15 protein-coding genes are annotated in these 15,357 nt (G+C 39.1%); 8 read left to right on the top strand and 7 right to left on the bottom strand.

Annotation, left to right across the window (positions count from 1 at the left end):
- Positions 1-50: 50 nt before the first annotated feature.
- Positions 51-1,292, top strand: a complete 1,242-nt coding sequence (locus NXS00_RS08580; protein WP_258098753.1) for an aspartate kinase — start codon at positions 51-53, stop codon at positions 1,290-1,292.
- Here the strand turns inward: NXS00_RS08580 and NXS00_RS08575 are convergent.
- The 4 genes from NXS00_RS08575 to NXS00_RS08560 all read right to left on the bottom strand — a co-directional run bounded on the left by NXS00_RS08575 (position 1,289) and on the right by NXS00_RS08560 (position 5,808).
- Positions 1,289-2,161: a fructosamine kinase family protein gene (locus tag NXS00_RS08575; RefSeq protein WP_258098752.1), complete on the bottom strand. Its 873-nt coding sequence runs from the start codon at positions 2,159-2,161 to the stop codon at positions 1,289-1,291. The two genes, NXS00_RS08580 and NXS00_RS08575, sit on opposite strands and share 4 nt — an antisense overlap.
- A 3-nt stretch (positions 2,162-2,164) precedes the next feature.
- Entirely contained in the window at positions 2,165-2,635 is a 471-nt protein-coding gene (locus NXS00_RS08570; RefSeq protein ID WP_258098751.1) for a low molecular weight protein-tyrosine-phosphatase, read from the bottom strand.
- A gap of 124 nt (positions 2,636-2,759) precedes the next feature.
- Positions 2,760-4,667, bottom strand: a complete 1,908-nt coding sequence (locus NXS00_RS08565) for a hypothetical protein (RefSeq protein WP_258098750.1) — start codon at positions 4,665-4,667, stop codon at positions 2,760-2,762.
- Between the two features lie 64 nt (positions 4,668-4,731).
- On the bottom strand, positions 4,732-5,808 hold the full coding sequence (locus NXS00_RS08560) for a DUF6588 family protein (RefSeq protein ID WP_258098749.1): 1,077 nt from the start codon (positions 5,806-5,808) through the stop codon (positions 4,732-4,734).
- Between the two features lie 372 nt (positions 5,809-6,180).
- Between NXS00_RS08560 and NXS00_RS08555 the strand changes: the two genes are divergently transcribed.
- From NXS00_RS08555 to rsgA, 3 genes are all read left to right on the top strand, one after another.
- Entirely contained in the window at positions 6,181-6,810 is a 630-nt protein-coding gene (locus NXS00_RS08555) for a peroxiredoxin (protein WP_258098748.1), read from the top strand.
- Between the two features lie 100 nt (positions 6,811-6,910).
- Positions 6,911-8,137 (top strand): 3-deoxy-D-manno-octulosonic acid transferase, encoded by a 1,227-nt coding sequence (locus NXS00_RS08550; RefSeq protein ID WP_258098747.1) that lies wholly within the window; start codon positions 6,911-6,913, stop codon positions 8,135-8,137.
- Positions 8,134-9,051 carry a ribosome small subunit-dependent GTPase A gene (gene rsgA / locus NXS00_RS08545; protein ID WP_258098746.1) on the top strand — a complete coding sequence of 306 codons (918 nt, stop codon included), beginning with the start codon at positions 8,134-8,136 and terminating at the stop codon, positions 9,049-9,051. Before NXS00_RS08550 ends, rsgA begins: the two co-directional genes overlap by 4 nt.
- On the opposite strand, the gene NXS00_RS08540 is transcribed toward rsgA, so the two are convergent.
- Complete coding sequence (locus NXS00_RS08540) at positions 9,012-9,902, bottom strand: glycosyltransferase family 2 protein (RefSeq protein ID WP_258098745.1); 891 nt, start codon at positions 9,900-9,902, stop codon at positions 9,012-9,014. The two genes, rsgA and NXS00_RS08540, sit on opposite strands and share 40 nt — an antisense overlap.
- Positions 9,903-10,058: 156 nt before the next feature.
- On the opposite strand from NXS00_RS08540, the gene NXS00_RS08535 reads away from it, so the two are divergent.
- On the top strand, positions 10,059-10,964 hold the full coding sequence (locus tag NXS00_RS08535; RefSeq protein ID WP_258098744.1) for a sulfotransferase family protein: 906 nt from the start codon (positions 10,059-10,061) through the stop codon (positions 10,962-10,964).
- Entirely contained in the window at positions 10,961-12,151 is a 1,191-nt protein-coding gene (locus tag NXS00_RS08530) for a glycosyltransferase (protein ID WP_258098743.1), read from the top strand. Before NXS00_RS08535 ends, NXS00_RS08530 begins: the two co-directional genes overlap by 4 nt.
- Here NXS00_RS08530 and NXS00_RS08525 read toward each other — a convergent pair.
- Positions 12,121-12,972: a GNAT family N-acetyltransferase gene (locus NXS00_RS08525; protein WP_258098742.1), complete on the bottom strand. Its 852-nt coding sequence runs from the start codon at positions 12,970-12,972 to the stop codon at positions 12,121-12,123. The genes NXS00_RS08530 and NXS00_RS08525 overlap by 31 nt on opposite strands.
- A 229-nt stretch (positions 12,973-13,201) precedes the next feature.
- Here NXS00_RS08525 and NXS00_RS08520 point away from each other — a divergent pair, with 229 nt between their 5' ends.
- A complete protein-coding gene (locus NXS00_RS08520; RefSeq protein ID WP_258098741.1) occupies positions 13,202-14,224 on the top strand; it encodes a tetratricopeptide repeat protein in 1,023 nt (340 codons plus the stop codon).
- Positions 14,221-14,820, top strand: a complete 600-nt coding sequence (locus NXS00_RS08515; RefSeq protein ID WP_258098740.1) for an IMPACT family protein — start codon at positions 14,221-14,223, stop codon at positions 14,818-14,820. The genes NXS00_RS08520 and NXS00_RS08515 overlap by 4 nt, the downstream gene beginning before the upstream one ends.
- Here NXS00_RS08515 and NXS00_RS08510 read toward each other — a convergent pair.
- Entirely contained in the window at positions 14,817-15,350 is a 534-nt protein-coding gene (locus tag NXS00_RS08510; protein ID WP_258098739.1) for a 3'-5' exonuclease, read from the bottom strand. The two genes, NXS00_RS08515 and NXS00_RS08510, sit on opposite strands and share 4 nt — an antisense overlap.
- Positions 15,351-15,357 lie beyond the last annotated feature (7 nt).

Below are 15,357 nucleotides of genomic sequence, written 5' to 3'. Positions count from 1 at the left end.
TTTCAAAACACGAAAATAGGCCTTTTTTATTGATTTAAATCGTTTGCAAGATGCGAATTTTCAAATTTGGTGGTGCATCCGTGAAGGATGCAGATGGGGTAAGGAATTTATATCAGATAGTTAGTCTTCATAGGGATAAGCCATTGGTCATAGTGGTTTCCGCCATGGGGAAGACGACCAATGCGTTGGAAGTGATTGCTAAAAAAGCATATGCTAAGGAAAATTTTCAAGAAGAGTTGATGCAGTTGGTGGATTATCATCAAGCAGTATGTAATGATTTATTTAGCGAAACTCCACAGGATATTTCTAACTGGTTGGTTCAATTGGATGAAACTTTGAAAGGCCCTGGTAAGAACTGGTTGCAGTTTTACGACCAAATCATACCATTTGGTGAGCTGATTTCAACGTCCATAGTATATCATTATATCAAAGAACAGGTGAGTTGTGACTGGTTGGATGCTCGATCTGTAATTAAAACCAATAGTTTTTTCACCGAAGCAAATATTGATTGGCAATTAACAGAGCATTTTATTGCTCGTGATTTACCAGAACTGCTTGAAAATGGCCCGGTTGTAACTCAAGGGTTTATTGGTTCTGATTTGACAGGCAAGACTACAACATTGGGTAGGGAAGGATCAGATTTTTCGGGAGCTATATTCGCCTACTGTCTAAAAGCTGAAAGCTTGACAGTTTGGAAGGATGTTCCTGGTTTGCTCAACGCAGACCCTAAGAAGTTTGAAGGAGCTGAATTGTTTGATGAGCTGTCTTATCAGGAAGTGACCGAACTAACTTTCTATGGAGCGAAAGTTATTCACCCTAAAACTATTCGTCCTTTAGCTCAGAGGGATATTCCTCTTTACGTAAAGTCATTCATTGATCCATCCGGTGCTGGAACTGTCATTGCAGATAAGGAGAAAATTAGTACGAAGCACTGCTTCGTTTTTAAGGAAAATCAGCTGCTGGTTACACTTCGGGTAAAAGATAGTAGTTTGATGGATGAAAAGAAATTGGTGAAGATCTTTCAGGCCACTAGTCACGCTAATATTAAAATTAATCTGATGCATAACTCGGCTTTGACATTTACCATCTGTATGGATGATAACATGGATAAGCTCGACAAGCTAAAAGATTATTTGGCCGGTGATTTTTCTGTTCTCTACAATGAAGGTTTGCATTTGGCGACAATTAAAAATTATGAATCAGGGTCGTTTTCGATGCTGCCAGCAATGGGCGAGAAGATTTTAGAACAACAAACTCGAAATAATTACCAGGTACTTTACCGTCCGGCTTAATTGAATCGTTTGACGGTGCTTTGAATACCGGAGAGATACGATGGACCAAATAGGTTAACATGGACCAGTAACGGATAAATATTGTAAATATCAATCCGATCTTCAAATCCGGAACTCAATGGGAAAGTTTCATTGTAGCTGAAATAAAACTGTCGATCGAATCCTCCAAATAGTCGAGTGAAGGCTAATTCCATTTCACGATGACCGTAATAAACGGCGGGATCAAATATGGTTGGTGAACCTTCACGATTGGCCATGAAGTTTCCGCTCCATAAATCTCCATGTAGAAGAGAAGGCTTTTCTGTTGGAAAGATTTCTGGTAGATAGTGATATAAGCTTCTTATTTGGTCAGTTAGAGACGAGCTAATTTGGTTATTGTCTAATGCTAACATTAGCTGAGGCTCGATTCTTTGCTCTATGAAAAAGTCAACCCAGTTGGATTTTGGCGTATTTGATTGAGGAAGTTTGCCAATGTAGTTGTCATGATCCAGGCCAAAATGCTCTTGTGTGTTTCTATGGAGATCGGCCATTTGGGTTCCGAATTTTTCCCAGAATTTGGGTTGAGGAGCTCCTTTTTCCAGGTATTCAAGAATCAGGTAAGGTGTTTGTTCGTGATATCCTTGATCTAACACGTTTGGAATATGAATTGCCTTCGAGTCTAGTAGGATTTTCATTCCCAGACGCTCTTTTTCAAATAAGTCTCCAACAGATGGTTGGTTCGTCTTGATGAAAAAGATACTGTCTTGAGTGGTTACTTTGTAAGCATCATTGATGTCGCCTCCTGTAATACGCGAAATTGCTTTGATTGAAATAGGATGCTCTAAAACCCTTTCAAGTATTTGGCTGAAAAAGGTGTGTTGATCCTTCATGAATTACAGGTTGTGTTCTTTCACAATGTATTCTAGCAATTCATCACAAGATCTGTCCAGCATCTGATAGACATTTTCAAACCCATCAGCACCTCCATAATATGGATCGGGCACTTCTTCTCCTTTGCCATCTGGATCAAAGTCTCTCATGAGAAATAGACCTTCATGTTTATAACCAAGCTCGTGAATAATATTCCGATGATTGGATTGGTCCATGGCCATGATGTAATCAAACGCTTCGCCATGTGTATGATGAAATTGTTGGCCTTTATGCTGAATGGGAACACCATGTTTTACCGCCACAGCGATACTTCTGGTGTCCGGATCATCCCCTACATGATAATTTGCAGTACCTGCAGAATCACTGCTTATCTTGTCTTGAAGCCCTTTTTGATTGACTTTGTGCTGGAAGATAGCCTCAGCTAATGGAGACCTGCAGATGTTGCCGAGACATACGAAAATAATTTTTATCATTTTTTTTAATCTACTGGTTACCTTTTGTAAAGGTACTGTATATATAGATGCATAACACAAATTTTATATTCATACACCTGTTTGACATCTTTGAAGAGTCCCGGCATTGTCGGGACTTTTCTTTTTATCTAAACGGAGCGATTGTAGGCTTGAATCGGAAGATGTTTGTCAGTGTTATGGGCACTGTACTGGAGAAGGAAATAAGTGTTTGCCGCTCTAGTTGTTGTCCGGTTAGGAAATGTGTCATTCTAAGTTCGAATGTACTGAATGCTAAACTTTCATTTCTTACTCGGATTCCGGCACCCATTCCCTGATAACCATGGCTGAAGGATCTTTCTTCTCTATAATCCCATACTTCACCAACATTGTAATAGAAAAACGGCGCAAAACGGAAGCCATAGAAATACCAGGGTGTATAGGTTACCTGCTCTACGGAAAGTGAAATGGCCGCGTTTCCACCAAATTCAGTTCCATGAATATCCCTAATTCGATCTTCGAGATTAATGGCGCTATTCAATGGCTGATCAATACCTTTCACCAGGTTGATCTTTAGAAAATTTCTCAAGCGATAATTATTGAGGTCTATTAGTGGGCTGAAGTAATTGACTGTGGTTCTGTAAACCCCACGTTTATCAGTCTCATGATCGAATGTTCCGACTTCCTGGTTGAAAAGTAAATATCCCCAATTCACAAAATAGGTGCTCCAGAAGATTTGGAAGCCAACATAGTTTTGTTGATAGAATTCATTGAAGTCTTTTCCTGCAATGACAGAAAAGCGATAACCAGTTGGAATATCCTCAGATATACCGAATGATGTGATATAGTTGCTTTTAAGGAACTTCTGGGATGAAATACTGAGTTCAGAAAGGACCAGGTTTCGATTGTAATAGAAGCTATTGCTGTCATAAGAAACAAACGGTCTGTCATCAAAATGGTGTCTCAGCCATCTGGTGGTGAAGGTAATGTTTTGTCTCTGATAGGTAGATGGTAAAGCAAAAGACCTGCCGATCCACACATCCTGATAGTGTAAATTATACTTACCTGTAAACTCTCGGTCTCCATCGAAAGTTAGCATCGTGTCTTTTACATTTCTTAGATCAATACCTCCGCCATACTTCGTCCCTGGAGTTAGGAATGGTTTGTCAAGATATAAACCCCATTCGCTACGATCGTGTATGTTGGTGTGATTGAGGCGCCAGGTGGCATTCAGTTTTTTGATTTGTTGACCTCCTGTTTCAATGGAGTAACCATGTGGCGAACCATCAGGTCTTTGGTCATAGATGTAAGATGCTGAAGCATATTTTCCAATCCCCGCAATATTTCTGTTGATCAAGCGAGTTTCTATATTGTCTAAACCATCTACATTAAGTTTTAGTCCCCAGGCAAATCGGTCCTGGACAACTACAAGTAGATTTGCCTCTTCGTCATCTGTAGATTGCTGGATGTAAATACGTGCATCCTGAATAAACTGTAATCTTCTGAGTAGTCGCTCGCTATCGGCGATTGAATAGGGGTTTATTTCTTCTCCGCTTTTGACTGTGATGGTATTTCTTATGAGAGTATTCCATGTTTTGAAATGCAAATGATTGGCCATTTTAGCATAATAGGAAGTTGCAACTCTGGCAGTGTCATTTACATCTCCTTGAAGAATGTCTACATGTTTGATGTGAATTTTTCCTATTCTCAAGTGCTCATAGTCCACGAAAGGTTCTATGGATTCTCGGCTTTCTGAATCTTCATCGTATTCGGTGGTGGCTCCGGGTTCTATATAGATTAAATCAAAGAGTCTTGATGTAATCTTATTGTGGCCGGTAATCTCTTGCACTTTTGCATAGAAGGATTGTGATGTTTTGTAGGGGTTTTGTTTTAGTTTATATGGTTCATCTACGATAAAGATAGTGTCTGCTTCAGGAGCTATCACAGTGTCGTCCAATACCAGAAGTTCATTTTTTTTAACCCTAACAGTGTCTAATGCACTAGCGAGCAGATGTAATGGAAGGATAGTAAATAAGACGAGAAAAGCTCTAACCATTAATGCGAAGCAACAAAAAAAGCGGGATATACCCGCTTCTTAGAACTTGATATTTTAGTATTTATTATCTCACATTGATTCCAAAACCGAATGAATGAGTGTTGTATTTCTGTAAAGTATAAGCGTAATGGAAAGTGAAAACAGCTAATTTAAGTCGAGCTCCCAAAGTCAATCTTGCTCCACCTGCACCTTTGAATGTAAGATCTATTGGGTCAGATACTGTTTCACTTTGAGTTTGTCCTAGAGGATCTTCGGTTTCAACTGTATAATCGCCAGAAACATCAAATGTTGTTTTTACAGCATTAAAGCCTAATGCCGCATAAGGAGTTAAAACTGCTAACTTTTTAGAAATTATTGCCTGAACTGTTGTAGAGTTGGTTTTGAAAGTAGCTACTCCAGATCCTTCAAAACTAGTTGAACCATCTTGATTATTAACTTCAATGTCTTTTTCAGCCGTCATTGTAGTTGTACCAAAGAAACCTGAAAGATCAAATGGTAAGTTTTTAATACCAGGAATCCATTGCTTTACATCATGCATTACCCCTATGCCGAACATTCCGAATTTATACCCATCTATGTTTTGCTGAGGGATAAATCTTAATTTAAGGTCGGTGTTTTTGTAAATACCGACACCTAAGTTGAAGGTTGGAGTTGGTACACCTGTTACCACAGGAACTTCGCTTAGGTTGAAGCCGCTTGGCACGTCAAAAGTTACTTCATCTTCAATAGTTACTCCGTTGATGGTTTGTCCAGCTTCTATATACAATTCAGAGCCATTTTCAGCATCTCCACCTGCAAGGGTTGGTACCATGCCGTCAGAGTCACCTCTAAGCTGTAAGTTTCTAAACCCAGCTTCAGCAAAGTCAAACATCATGTCTTCATTTGGTACTGCGGCCATGTTAAAAGAAACAGTCAAATCAAATCCTAAAGTCTTGTGTGCTTTGGCTGTGTTATACCATCCACCAGCTAAACCCACTCCGAATGAGTTAATTACTGGTGCAGCATAATTTTCTAAATAAGTATTAGCATCCTCAGTTCCTGCAGACATGATTTCTCCAAAATCCTGAGCATTTGAAAAGTTAAAAGCGAGTCCTAGGGTTAGGGCGGTAGCCATAAACCGCACAATTATGCGTGATTTCATCTCAATAAGTTTATGTTATGATTTTAACAAAAATAGCGATTCCTCTTGATTCATTAATTCATTACAAATTTATTTGGACAGATGGGTCAGTTCCATACCATGTATTTGGTATATCGGCGGATGAAACCCATTATTTAACCATTACGTGTTAAATCAGCTCGATTTAAGAATTTGATTCTTTTTCAATAACTAAAAGTAATTGCAGCATAAATCCTTATTAATGGGTTTTGTTTGGTTCAGCTATATGAAGCGGTTAATTTTGCTGCAAGAAAGGGGTCAGCAACTATTTCATCTAATAAAGTGGATGTGCGGTTGTGAAACTCTTAATGAAAAGATTAATTTTTTATAAATCATAAAAGCAGACTAATAATTATGTCATTAGTAGGAAAAAAAGCACCAGTATTTAATGCTCCAGCAGTAATCAACGGAGATGAAATCGTTGAATCATTCTCATTAGAGCAGTATGTAGGTCAAAAAGAAGTGATTTTCTTCTTCTACCCGAAAGATTTCACTTTCGTTTGCCCAACTGAAATTCACGCTTTCCAGGCGAAACTTGCTGAGTTTGAGAAAAGAGGTGTTCAAGTTGTAGGTGCATCTTGTGATACAGAAGAAACTCACCTTGCTTGGTTGATGACTGAGAAAGATAAAGGTGGTATCGAAGGTGTTACTTACCCATTAGTAGCAGATAGCTCTAAAACTGTAGCTAACAACTTCGGTGTGCTTGCAGGAGACTGGAATTACAACGAAGAAGGAGAATTGGTATTCGAAGGTGCTCCAGTAGCATACAGAGGTACATTCTTCATTGACAAAGAAGGTGTAGTAAGACACGAAACTATCAATGACCTTCCATTGGGAAGAAACATTGATGAAATGTTGAGAATTGTAGATGCTTGGCATCACGTAGAAAAGCATGGCGAAGTTTGTCCTGCAAACTGGGAAGAAGGTAAAGATGCTATGTCAGCAACTAGAGATGGTGTTTCATCATACCTTGCATCTCACTAAGTTGATTTAGTTTTAGATCATCAATAATTACAGAAAAGCTGCACGAAAGTGCGGCTTTTTTTATTTCTTGTAAGTGATTGATTGCCAACCAACCTTTGAGATGCACTGGGTCTACAACCTTACGATAGCGCTATACCATTTTGTTCTGCTTTTGGTAGCTCCTTTTTATCAGAAGGCTAGAGACTTTCGAAATGGCCGCAAAGATTGGAGGGCTACCTTGAAAGAATCATTGGTGCAAAGAAAGGATAAGCTCATCTGGGTGCATGCAGCTTCTCAAGGAGAATATCAGCAAGGACTTCCAGTGATTAAGGAGTTAAAAAGAATTCATGAAGATGTATTCATTTTAGTGACCTTCTTTTCACCTTCAGGATATCAGGCATTTGAGGAATCTGATTTTGTAGATGCCATTGCTTACTTGCCTTTGGATTATACAAGAAATGCGAAAGATTTTCTTGATATCACTAAACCACAGTTGGCCCTTTTCATCAAATATGAGTTTTGGTACAATTACATGATTGCCTTAAGTCAGCGATCAATCCCATTGGTTTTGATTTCTTCTGTTTTTAGATCGGATCAAATGTTCTTTCATTCCATGGGAAGCTTTTATTTGACAGCTCTGAAAAACACGACTCACTTCTTTGTTCAGGACAATCGATCTGCTCAACTGTTGAAAAGTCATGGGATGGAGCAATACACCATAGCCGGTGATTCTAGACTTGATCATATGCTGACAATAAAAAATAGTACCTGGTCTGATCAAAAGATCGTTCAATTCATTGACGATTCATTGACCATGGTTTGTGGTAGTGTATGGCCTTCTGACTGGAAGTATTTGAAACTTCTGATCAATCGCTTTAAAGAGGTGAAGTTTGTCATTGCTCCACACGAAGTGTCAGAAGATAGTTTGAAATTATATGACGAGATTTCTTCGGGTGTTGCTCATTCAGGTTGGGAAGGAGAGAATGCGCAGGTGATGATTGTTGATTCCATAGGCACGCTGAAGTTTCTATATAGATATGCAGATGTTGCTTATGTTGGAGGAGCATTAAGAGGCGCAGTTCACAATACGGTTGAGCCAGCGGTGTATGGTATTCCTGTCATCATAGCAGAACACACCAAAAATGTGAAGTTTAATGAAGTAGTAGATCTGAAAAATGCTGGGGGATTGCTCACTTTTGATGATGAAGACCAACTATTTGATATTTTTGAGCAATTAATTCATGATCGGAAACAGCGCGAGCTTCTGGGTAAGAAAAATATGGACTATGTGATGTCCAGATCTGGAGCTACTGAAAAAATCATGGCCAAGTTGAGTGAGTATTTATGAGAGGATTGGTGACTAAGTCTACAGGTTCATGGTATAGAGTTTTACTAGATCGGGGAACTGAAGTAGATGCCAGAATTCGTGGGAAATTTAAGCTGGAGAATAAGAAAATTACGAACCCTATTGCCGTTGGTGATTATGTAGGTCTCGAGGAAAATTCCGGAGAATACGTGATTGTTGAGATTGAAGAGCGTGAGAACTATATCATTCGCCAATCGCCTCGAAAAAAGCATCATGATCACCTAATTGCAGCCAATGTTGATCAGGCGGTGCTAATTGCTACACTTAAAATGCCCAGAACTTCTCTTGGCTTCATTGATCGTTTTTTAGTTACGCTGGAAGCATTTAGAATTCCTGGGATTATCCTTTTCAATAAAACCGACTTACTAACAGAAGAAGAAAAAGATGAAGTTGGTTATTTGTGTTTTCTATATGAGAAGCACGTTGGTTACAAGTGTCTTCAAACATCTTTTACAGCAAATGGCCTGACAGATGATGTGCAATCCTTGTTCCAGGGAAAGAAAACTTTGCTTTCTGGACATTCTGGTGCTGGGAAATCTACTTTGATCAATCTTCTTTTTCCGGATAAGGAACAAAAAGTATCTGAAGTCTCAAGTTTCGCTAACAAAGGTGTTCACACGACAACATTTGCTGAGATGTTTTTAATCGATGAGGATTCAGCAGTAATTGATACTCCCGGAATCAAAGAGCTAGGTTTGTCAGAAATAGATCCTGAGGAATTGGCTCATTATTTTCCTGAGATGCGAGACCTTTTAGGGCAATGTAAGTTTCATAATTGCATTCATACCAATGAACCTGGCTGTGCTGTAAAAGCCGCTGTGGAAGAAGGAATAATATCCGAGGAACGCTATTATAGCTACATGTCCATGCTGGAAAGCGATGATAATCGTCGCTGAGCATCTTTGATCAGGTTACGGTACTTAGCAATCAAGCTCAAATTGAGCGTTTTCACGCATTGTTTGATTTCATATTTGCAGCGATCAATTAAAGCACTAATTTCAGATGCACTTTGACATAGATCAAGTGCTTTATCGCAAACCTGATAGGTGGTTTGAAAGTGCTTGCTTCTGATGGAAAATTGTGTTTTTCCTAATGATTTTGGAACGTCTCTTTTCTTAACAAGTGGGGCTGGGTTAAAGATGTATTCAAATTCTCTTGACGATCGAATCCAAAAGTCAAAGTCTTCATAACTGAGGTGCTCATCATATCCATTTAAACGATCCAAAACCTCCCTTTTGAACATCATGGTCGGAGGGCAGATGAAGTATTTCTCAATCAATTGTTGGAAAATGTCTCCTGATGGGGGAGTGTTAATTAGTTGTCCGTCTTCACTTCTCTCATAAAAAGTGTTCATAGTGCTTCCATCTACATTGATCATAAAGGCATCGCTAAAATGAACGCCCGTTTTGGTAGAAGCTTTCATAAAGTCACCTAAGCCTATCTCAATTCTAAATGGAAGTAATAGATCATCAGCAGCCAGATCAATTAAATATTCTCCTTTGGAGGCTGCGTACCCTTTATTGAATGCTGCGCAGTTCCCTATGTTTTCTTCAAGTTCAATGAACTGGACATTTGTACCTATCAACTCTTCTTTGATGACTTCCTGACTACCATCGCTACTTGCATCATCCACTACGATGAGTTCTATGTTTCGATAAGTCTGCGTTAATACAGATCTGATGGCCGCACCAACATAGTCTTTTTGGTTATAGCAAAGACATATAACGGAGACCAGGGGCGTGTTCATGAGGCGCTAATTGGTTTGTGGATCATTGATATCAAACTATTCAAAATTAAATAAGGATTGGTTGACTAGCATCATGCTGTAAAAAAGAGGCATTTTTTAGCGATTTGAGTGAATCATTCACGATGGATTGGAATAACTTTCTACTTTCAATTCACAATGAAAAAGATTCAGTTGATTCGGTCATTAGAAAAGGTGATGGATGTCCTCCCTAGAAGACATGCTATTGCAACTGAATTATCTGTTGTGCCATTTTTCGCTTTTGGATCTGGTAGAAATGGAAGTACGTTATTCAACCGGATGCTGAATCAACATAGTGAATTATATGCGCCACCTGAACAATATTTTTTAGGTACATTGATCGCACGCTTCAAATTACTAAATCATTTGCCCTGGTCAGTATTAGTCGATTTGTTGTCCAAACATGTTCGTGAAGTAGAAAAGAGTGATTGGTGTAGCATAACCAAAATTGATTGGTCAGACATTCTTTCCTGGGGAGTAGAAAAGCGATCTCTACAGCAATTAATTGTGTATTTATATCAATCTGAAGATCCGGGTCAAAAACGTCTTTGGGGAGATACCACGCATCTCAATTACCATTACATTCCTGAGATCTATTCAGTGTTTCCGAATGCCAAATTCATTTTCATGATTCGGGATGGAAGAGCTGTAGTGCATTCTTTTATGAAAGCTGGTTCTATCATGGGAGATCGCTCCAATCCTGTAGTTGCTGCTAAACAATGGATGAAAACGATTAAGGTTTATGAAGAGCTGAAAAGTCAAACATCATTGATTGTCTTGAAATATGAGGATCTAGTTGAGGATCCAAAGTCTGAATTGGAAAGGGTATGTGAGCATCTCGGAGTGAGTTATGAGGATCATATGCTTCAGTTCTATAATCATGTGCCCAATGCTGATGTATTTAAATTAGACATTCATAAAGGACTTTATCGTCCGGTATTTAGTGATTCACTTTCTAAGTGGGAAGACAAGTTACCCAGAGCAACTAGAAATGAAGTGGTCCGGATAATGAAAGAGGGTTTGAATAAGTTTGGCTACGTATGAATGTATTCATCATCCCATCCTGGTATCCATCGGTGTCTTATCCGTCCACCGGAATATTCTTCAAAGAGCAAGCACAAGTTTTGGCAAAGCATAGGCCGGATTGGAATATTGGTATCAGTGTTTGGGGTTCTCATGAACCAGGGCTTTGGTTGCCTCTTATTAAACCACTTACCAGTTTGCTTAGGTATGGTTCCAAGCCAAGTGTTAAAAGAAAAGATACTCTACTAGAGCCTAATTGCGCTGAGTTTTTAACCCCAGCCTTTACTTGGACTCGAAAGATTAAAAAGGGAAACATCGAAGGGATCATTCAGGCGAATGAAGAGAATTTTGATCGCTTCATTCAGAGTTATGGTAAGCCAGACGTGATTCATGCACATGTGGCGTATCCTGCCGGCTATATCGCTCAGCGTCTTTCTGAGAAGCATCATATTCCTTTTGTAATCACCGAGCATATGAGTCCCTTTCCGCTCCCAACCTTTAAATCGGAAGTGAAGAAGTTGTTGCTGCCAAGACTTCAAATGGCGAATCAGGTGATTGTGGTAGGTCAGCAACTTGCTAATGAGTTGAAGGGATATGGAGTTGAATCTATCGTTGTAGATAATTTTATCGATTTTAATCTTTTCAATGCAGAAAACCGATCCACCAATAATGAGGAGCCTGTACTTTTTCATTTAGGACGTCTCGAGGATCAGAAAAATCAATCTGGATTGTTGGAAGCTTTGGCTGAATGCAAAGGCTTCAAGTGGCAATTGATTATTGGAGGTGAAGGTAGGCTTATGAAACGTTTGAAGGTACAAACTGAGCGATTGGGTCTAGGTGATCGAGTCACTTTCAAGGGGCATATGTCACCAAATGAAATTGCTTCAACCCTCAAAGAATCTTCATTATTTCTGATGCCAAGCAAACATGAATCCTATGGAGTAGCGACGCTTGAGGCTCTTGCTTCTGGAGTGCCAGTATTAATGACTAAATGCGGGGGTATCGATGAAAAGTTAACCTCTGAAGTATCGTGTGTCGTTGAGCATGGGCATGATTATTTGGTTGAAGGATTGCAGGACATGCTAGGTAGACTGTCCGACTTTAATGCAAATGAGATTCGTTCTTTCGCTGAGAAAACTTTAGGGCCAGAGATCGCAATTAATAAAATGGAGGCAGTTTATCGATCTGTGGTTAAATCAAGTGAATAGGTTGATTTAGGGAAATAGATCCCTCCCATACGTTCCTTGAAAGTGATCAATGAAGTTTGTGGTTTTCCCTCTATAGATGAAACCCCAAGATCTAAATAATCATAGTCTAAAGTTTTCAGTTGATCATAGATGAATACCATTAAACTGACCATTGGACTCTCTTTTTTATACTTAGGATTAGTTGCTGGTAAGAAATAGTACGCAATGTTATCCAAAGGGAGAGTGATAATACAGGCAGCGGCTAGTTCATGATCTTTCTTAGCAACAAAAAATAAAAATCGATCTTGAAATGCTTCAATTTGTTTGGAAAGACTATCCAGAGAAATATTGATCTCCAAATCTTGACTTGCTCGACAATCTGCGATAAATGAGTGCATATCACTCAGTTTGGATAGAGGAGCCACTTCCAGCGAAAATTGGGATGCTTTCAGTTTACGTTGCTGCATGTTGTGTAAGCGATCTAATGTGAAGTTATTCAGATCAATGTAGTGAGCAATTTCGGTTGTCGATTGCTGGAAGCCATACTCCTGTAGCCAGGAATCATTTGTAGTTGGGTAGATAGAGCCAGGATGCTTGATAATTAGTTCATTGGATTTTGTTTTTAAGTCTTTGATGATTTCATCTAACCAATGGAATAATTTTTGCTTGTTTACGTTATCTACAAGTAATCCTCCAAAAGGACTTTTGGAGAGACTCGTAGCAATTTGAGATTGTATAACAACTGGAAAAATTCCTATGTCCGAGACGAACAATTTATACCCCTTCAGTTGTTGAATCTTAGCGTACTGAGGATCAAATAAATAACAATTTGGAACAGACATTTTGAGAATCAATCCATCTTTTTTGTAAAACTATGAGTCTTCTTCTTAAGGTACAACGTGTTTTTGATTGTGCAAACCAAAAGGTAACTTGCTCAAGATTAATTATCATAACATTCGCAATTCAGACAAATTGAGAGGAGTTTTCGTCGCCATACTTTTTTTGATGTGTCAGGTGTCATTTGGCCAACTTTTCGATAATCCATCGAACATTAAGTTAGTTAAAAGATGCGTGGATTACATTTATAATGTCCAGACGGATTCAGCAAATGTTTTAATCGCAAAAATAGAGAAGCGACTTCCTGAACACCCTTCCGTTCCGATGTTGAAAGGATTGAATGTCCTTTGGACCAATATTCCGGTTGTAACTGTGGACTCAGTATTCAATGATTTTAGTGGGCATCTTCGAGAAACCATCAGACTAGCAAATAAAATGGATGGTGGTCGTCAAGAACACCCGGAAGCGATATTCTTCGAAATGTCAGCTCGTGGTTTATTGGCAGAATACTATGCTGATGATGGACATTACATGAAAGCACTGTCTGAAGCAGGTAAGGCTTATGATCTGGTGAAAAGTGGATTTAAGCTGAGTGAAGAAGTGCCTGACTTTTTAATGACTACCGGAGTATACAATTACTTCAGAGAGAAGTACCCTGAGAAGTACCCAGTATATAAGCCACTTCTTTGGTTTTTCAAGAGCGGAGATATCGAACTAGGGATACAACAAATAGAGCAGGCCACTCAAAAAGCTGTTCTGACGAGTGTAGAAGCATATGTTTATCTGGCTTATATCTACTTACGGTATGAGTATCAGCCTCAAAAAGCTCAGAAATACATGTGGTATTTGGTGAAGCGTTATCCGAATAATCTCTATATGAAGTCTAAGTTATTGGAGTCCTTAAATTCAGGAGATGATTTCAAAAAGGCTCCTTATTCAATGATCAAAGAGCTTATCAAATCTCCACGTCCTTACTATACCATGGCAGGTAAAGCATTTGATGGATTGTATCACGAAAAAGTAAAAAACGATCAAGAAAAGGCGATTTCCGCCTATAGAAATGGAATTGCTTCTGGAACCGAAATTACTGGTCATGGCACCTATTATCGTAGTATGAGTTATCTTGGTCTCGGAAGAATCTATGCCAGTCAAGGTTTGAAGGATAAAGCCATATATAATCTCGAAAAAGCGATTGAAGTATCAGAATCTGAAGCTATTGATAAGGAAGCTCAGCAGATTCTTGACAGTATCCGATGAACGAATTTTTTACGATAAGTAATAGTCCTGAAGGGTTTTATAAAGAGAAGGGGAGTAAATTCATTGCTCGTGCCTATCATGTAAAAACAGAGGAGGAGATTAAAGAGAAACTTGAGGAACTAAGAAAGGAGTTTTATGATGCACGTCATCATTGCTACGCGTATATCATAGGGCTTAAAAATCAAGCTTTTCGAGCCAATGATGATGGAGAACCAAATCACTCTGCTGGCGACCCTATTCTAGGGCAAATCAGATCAAAAAACCTTACCAATACGCTGGTAGTGGTAGTTCGGTATTTCGGGGGCACAAAATTGGGGGTTGGAGGTTTGATCAATGCCTACAAAGTATCAACTGAGGATGCTCTGAATCAAGCTACGATCGAGACCGTTTATTCTCAGACAGGGTTTAGTATTCATTTCGGATATGATGTGACAGCAGAAGTTGAGCGTGCATTGGGGGAATTTGATATCGTCTATTTGGATAAACAATATACCGATGATTGTCTCTTCAAAGGTTTGTTGAAGGATGAGGATGTACCTCGACTGGCTAAGAAATTAGAACTTACTAAGAATGTAGCGCTCGATTTCGAGGATTAGATATAGCCTTTTTGGCTAAGCATTGAATAAATCTTGGTGCAGATCCATGCATCGGTTGCAGCATAGGAAAGTTGGCCAGCACTAAGTTCTTTGGACTCCCAATTGGAAGTTTGTTGACTCTTACTTACTCGACCTTTGAGGAAAATTCCAGCTAAGCTGCGCATACCTATTTGTGTAATTCCAAGATCCGCAGCAATATCATTCAAATCAATAAAACCACCAGGCCTGTAAGGTCTCAGTTTCTTCAGCTCCTTAATATCATCTCTAATGCTTATTCCAACTTTTAGGATTTCTCTGTCCTCCAGAAGGTTTTTGAGAGGATTGTTGATGCCCAGATCCTTCACTCTAATAATGTAGGCATCTGTCATGGTAGACAGCTGGATGAGGGCTGTTTGATTGTATTCTCCTTTGTTGAAAGTAGGCTTTGTTTCCGTATCAAATCCAAGAAATGGTTCGCGCTGTAAACCCTTGAGCGCGTCATTCAACTCTTCTTCAGTAGCGATGAGATGAATAGTACCGCTGAATTTCATCAGCGGC

This window comes from Marinoscillum pacificum (assembly GCF_024714495.1).
Taxonomy (GTDB): domain Bacteria; phylum Bacteroidota; class Bacteroidia; order Cytophagales; family Cyclobacteriaceae; genus Marinoscillum; species Marinoscillum pacificum.
This window is presented reverse-complemented; position numbering and strand designations above follow the sequence as displayed.

What these genes read in the sequence shown, in the direction of transcription:
- NXS00_RS08510 (WP_258098739.1), bottom strand. Translation starts at nt 15,350, where the DNA reads ATGAAATTCAGCGGTACTATTCATCTCATCGCTACTGAAGAAGAGTTG.
- NXS00_RS08515 (WP_258098740.1), top strand. Translation starts at nt 14,221, where the DNA reads ATGAACGAATTTTTTACGATAAGTAATAGTCCTGAAGGGTTTTATAAA.
- NXS00_RS08525 (WP_258098742.1), bottom strand. Translation starts at nt 12,972, where the DNA reads ATGTCTGTTCCAAATTGTTATTTATTTGATCCTCAGTACGCTAAGATT.
- NXS00_RS08580 (WP_258098753.1), top strand. Translation starts at nt 51, where the DNA reads ATGCGAATTTTCAAATTTGGTGGTGCATCCGTGAAGGATGCAGATGGG.
- NXS00_RS08550 (WP_258098747.1), top strand. Translation starts at nt 6,911, where the DNA reads ATGCACTGGGTCTACAACCTTACGATAGCGCTATACCATTTTGTTCTG.
- NXS00_RS08530 (WP_258098743.1), top strand. Translation starts at nt 10,961, where the DNA reads ATGAATGTATTCATCATCCCATCCTGGTATCCATCGGTGTCTTATCCG.
- NXS00_RS08565 (WP_258098750.1), bottom strand. Translation starts at nt 4,667, where the DNA reads ATGGTTAGAGCTTTTCTCGTCTTATTTACTATCCTTCCATTACATCTG.
- NXS00_RS08535 (WP_258098744.1), top strand. Translation starts at nt 10,059, where the DNA reads ATGAAAAAGATTCAGTTGATTCGGTCATTAGAAAAGGTGATGGATGTC.
- rsgA (WP_258098746.1), top strand. Translation starts at nt 8,134, where the DNA reads ATGAGAGGATTGGTGACTAAGTCTACAGGTTCATGGTATAGAGTTTTA.
- NXS00_RS08555 (WP_258098748.1), top strand. Translation starts at nt 6,181, where the DNA reads ATGTCATTAGTAGGAAAAAAAGCACCAGTATTTAATGCTCCAGCAGTA.
- NXS00_RS08570 (WP_258098751.1), bottom strand. Translation starts at nt 2,635, where the DNA reads ATGATAAAAATTATTTTCGTATGTCTCGGCAACATCTGCAGGTCTCCA.
- NXS00_RS08575 (WP_258098752.1), bottom strand. Translation starts at nt 2,161, where the DNA reads ATGAAGGATCAACACACCTTTTTCAGCCAAATACTTGAAAGGGTTTTA.
- NXS00_RS08540 (WP_258098745.1), bottom strand. Translation starts at nt 9,902, where the DNA reads ATGAACACGCCCCTGGTCTCCGTTATATGTCTTTGCTATAACCAAAAA.
- NXS00_RS08560 (WP_258098749.1), bottom strand. Translation starts at nt 5,808, where the DNA reads ATGAAATCACGCATAATTGTGCGGTTTATGGCTACCGCCCTAACCCTA.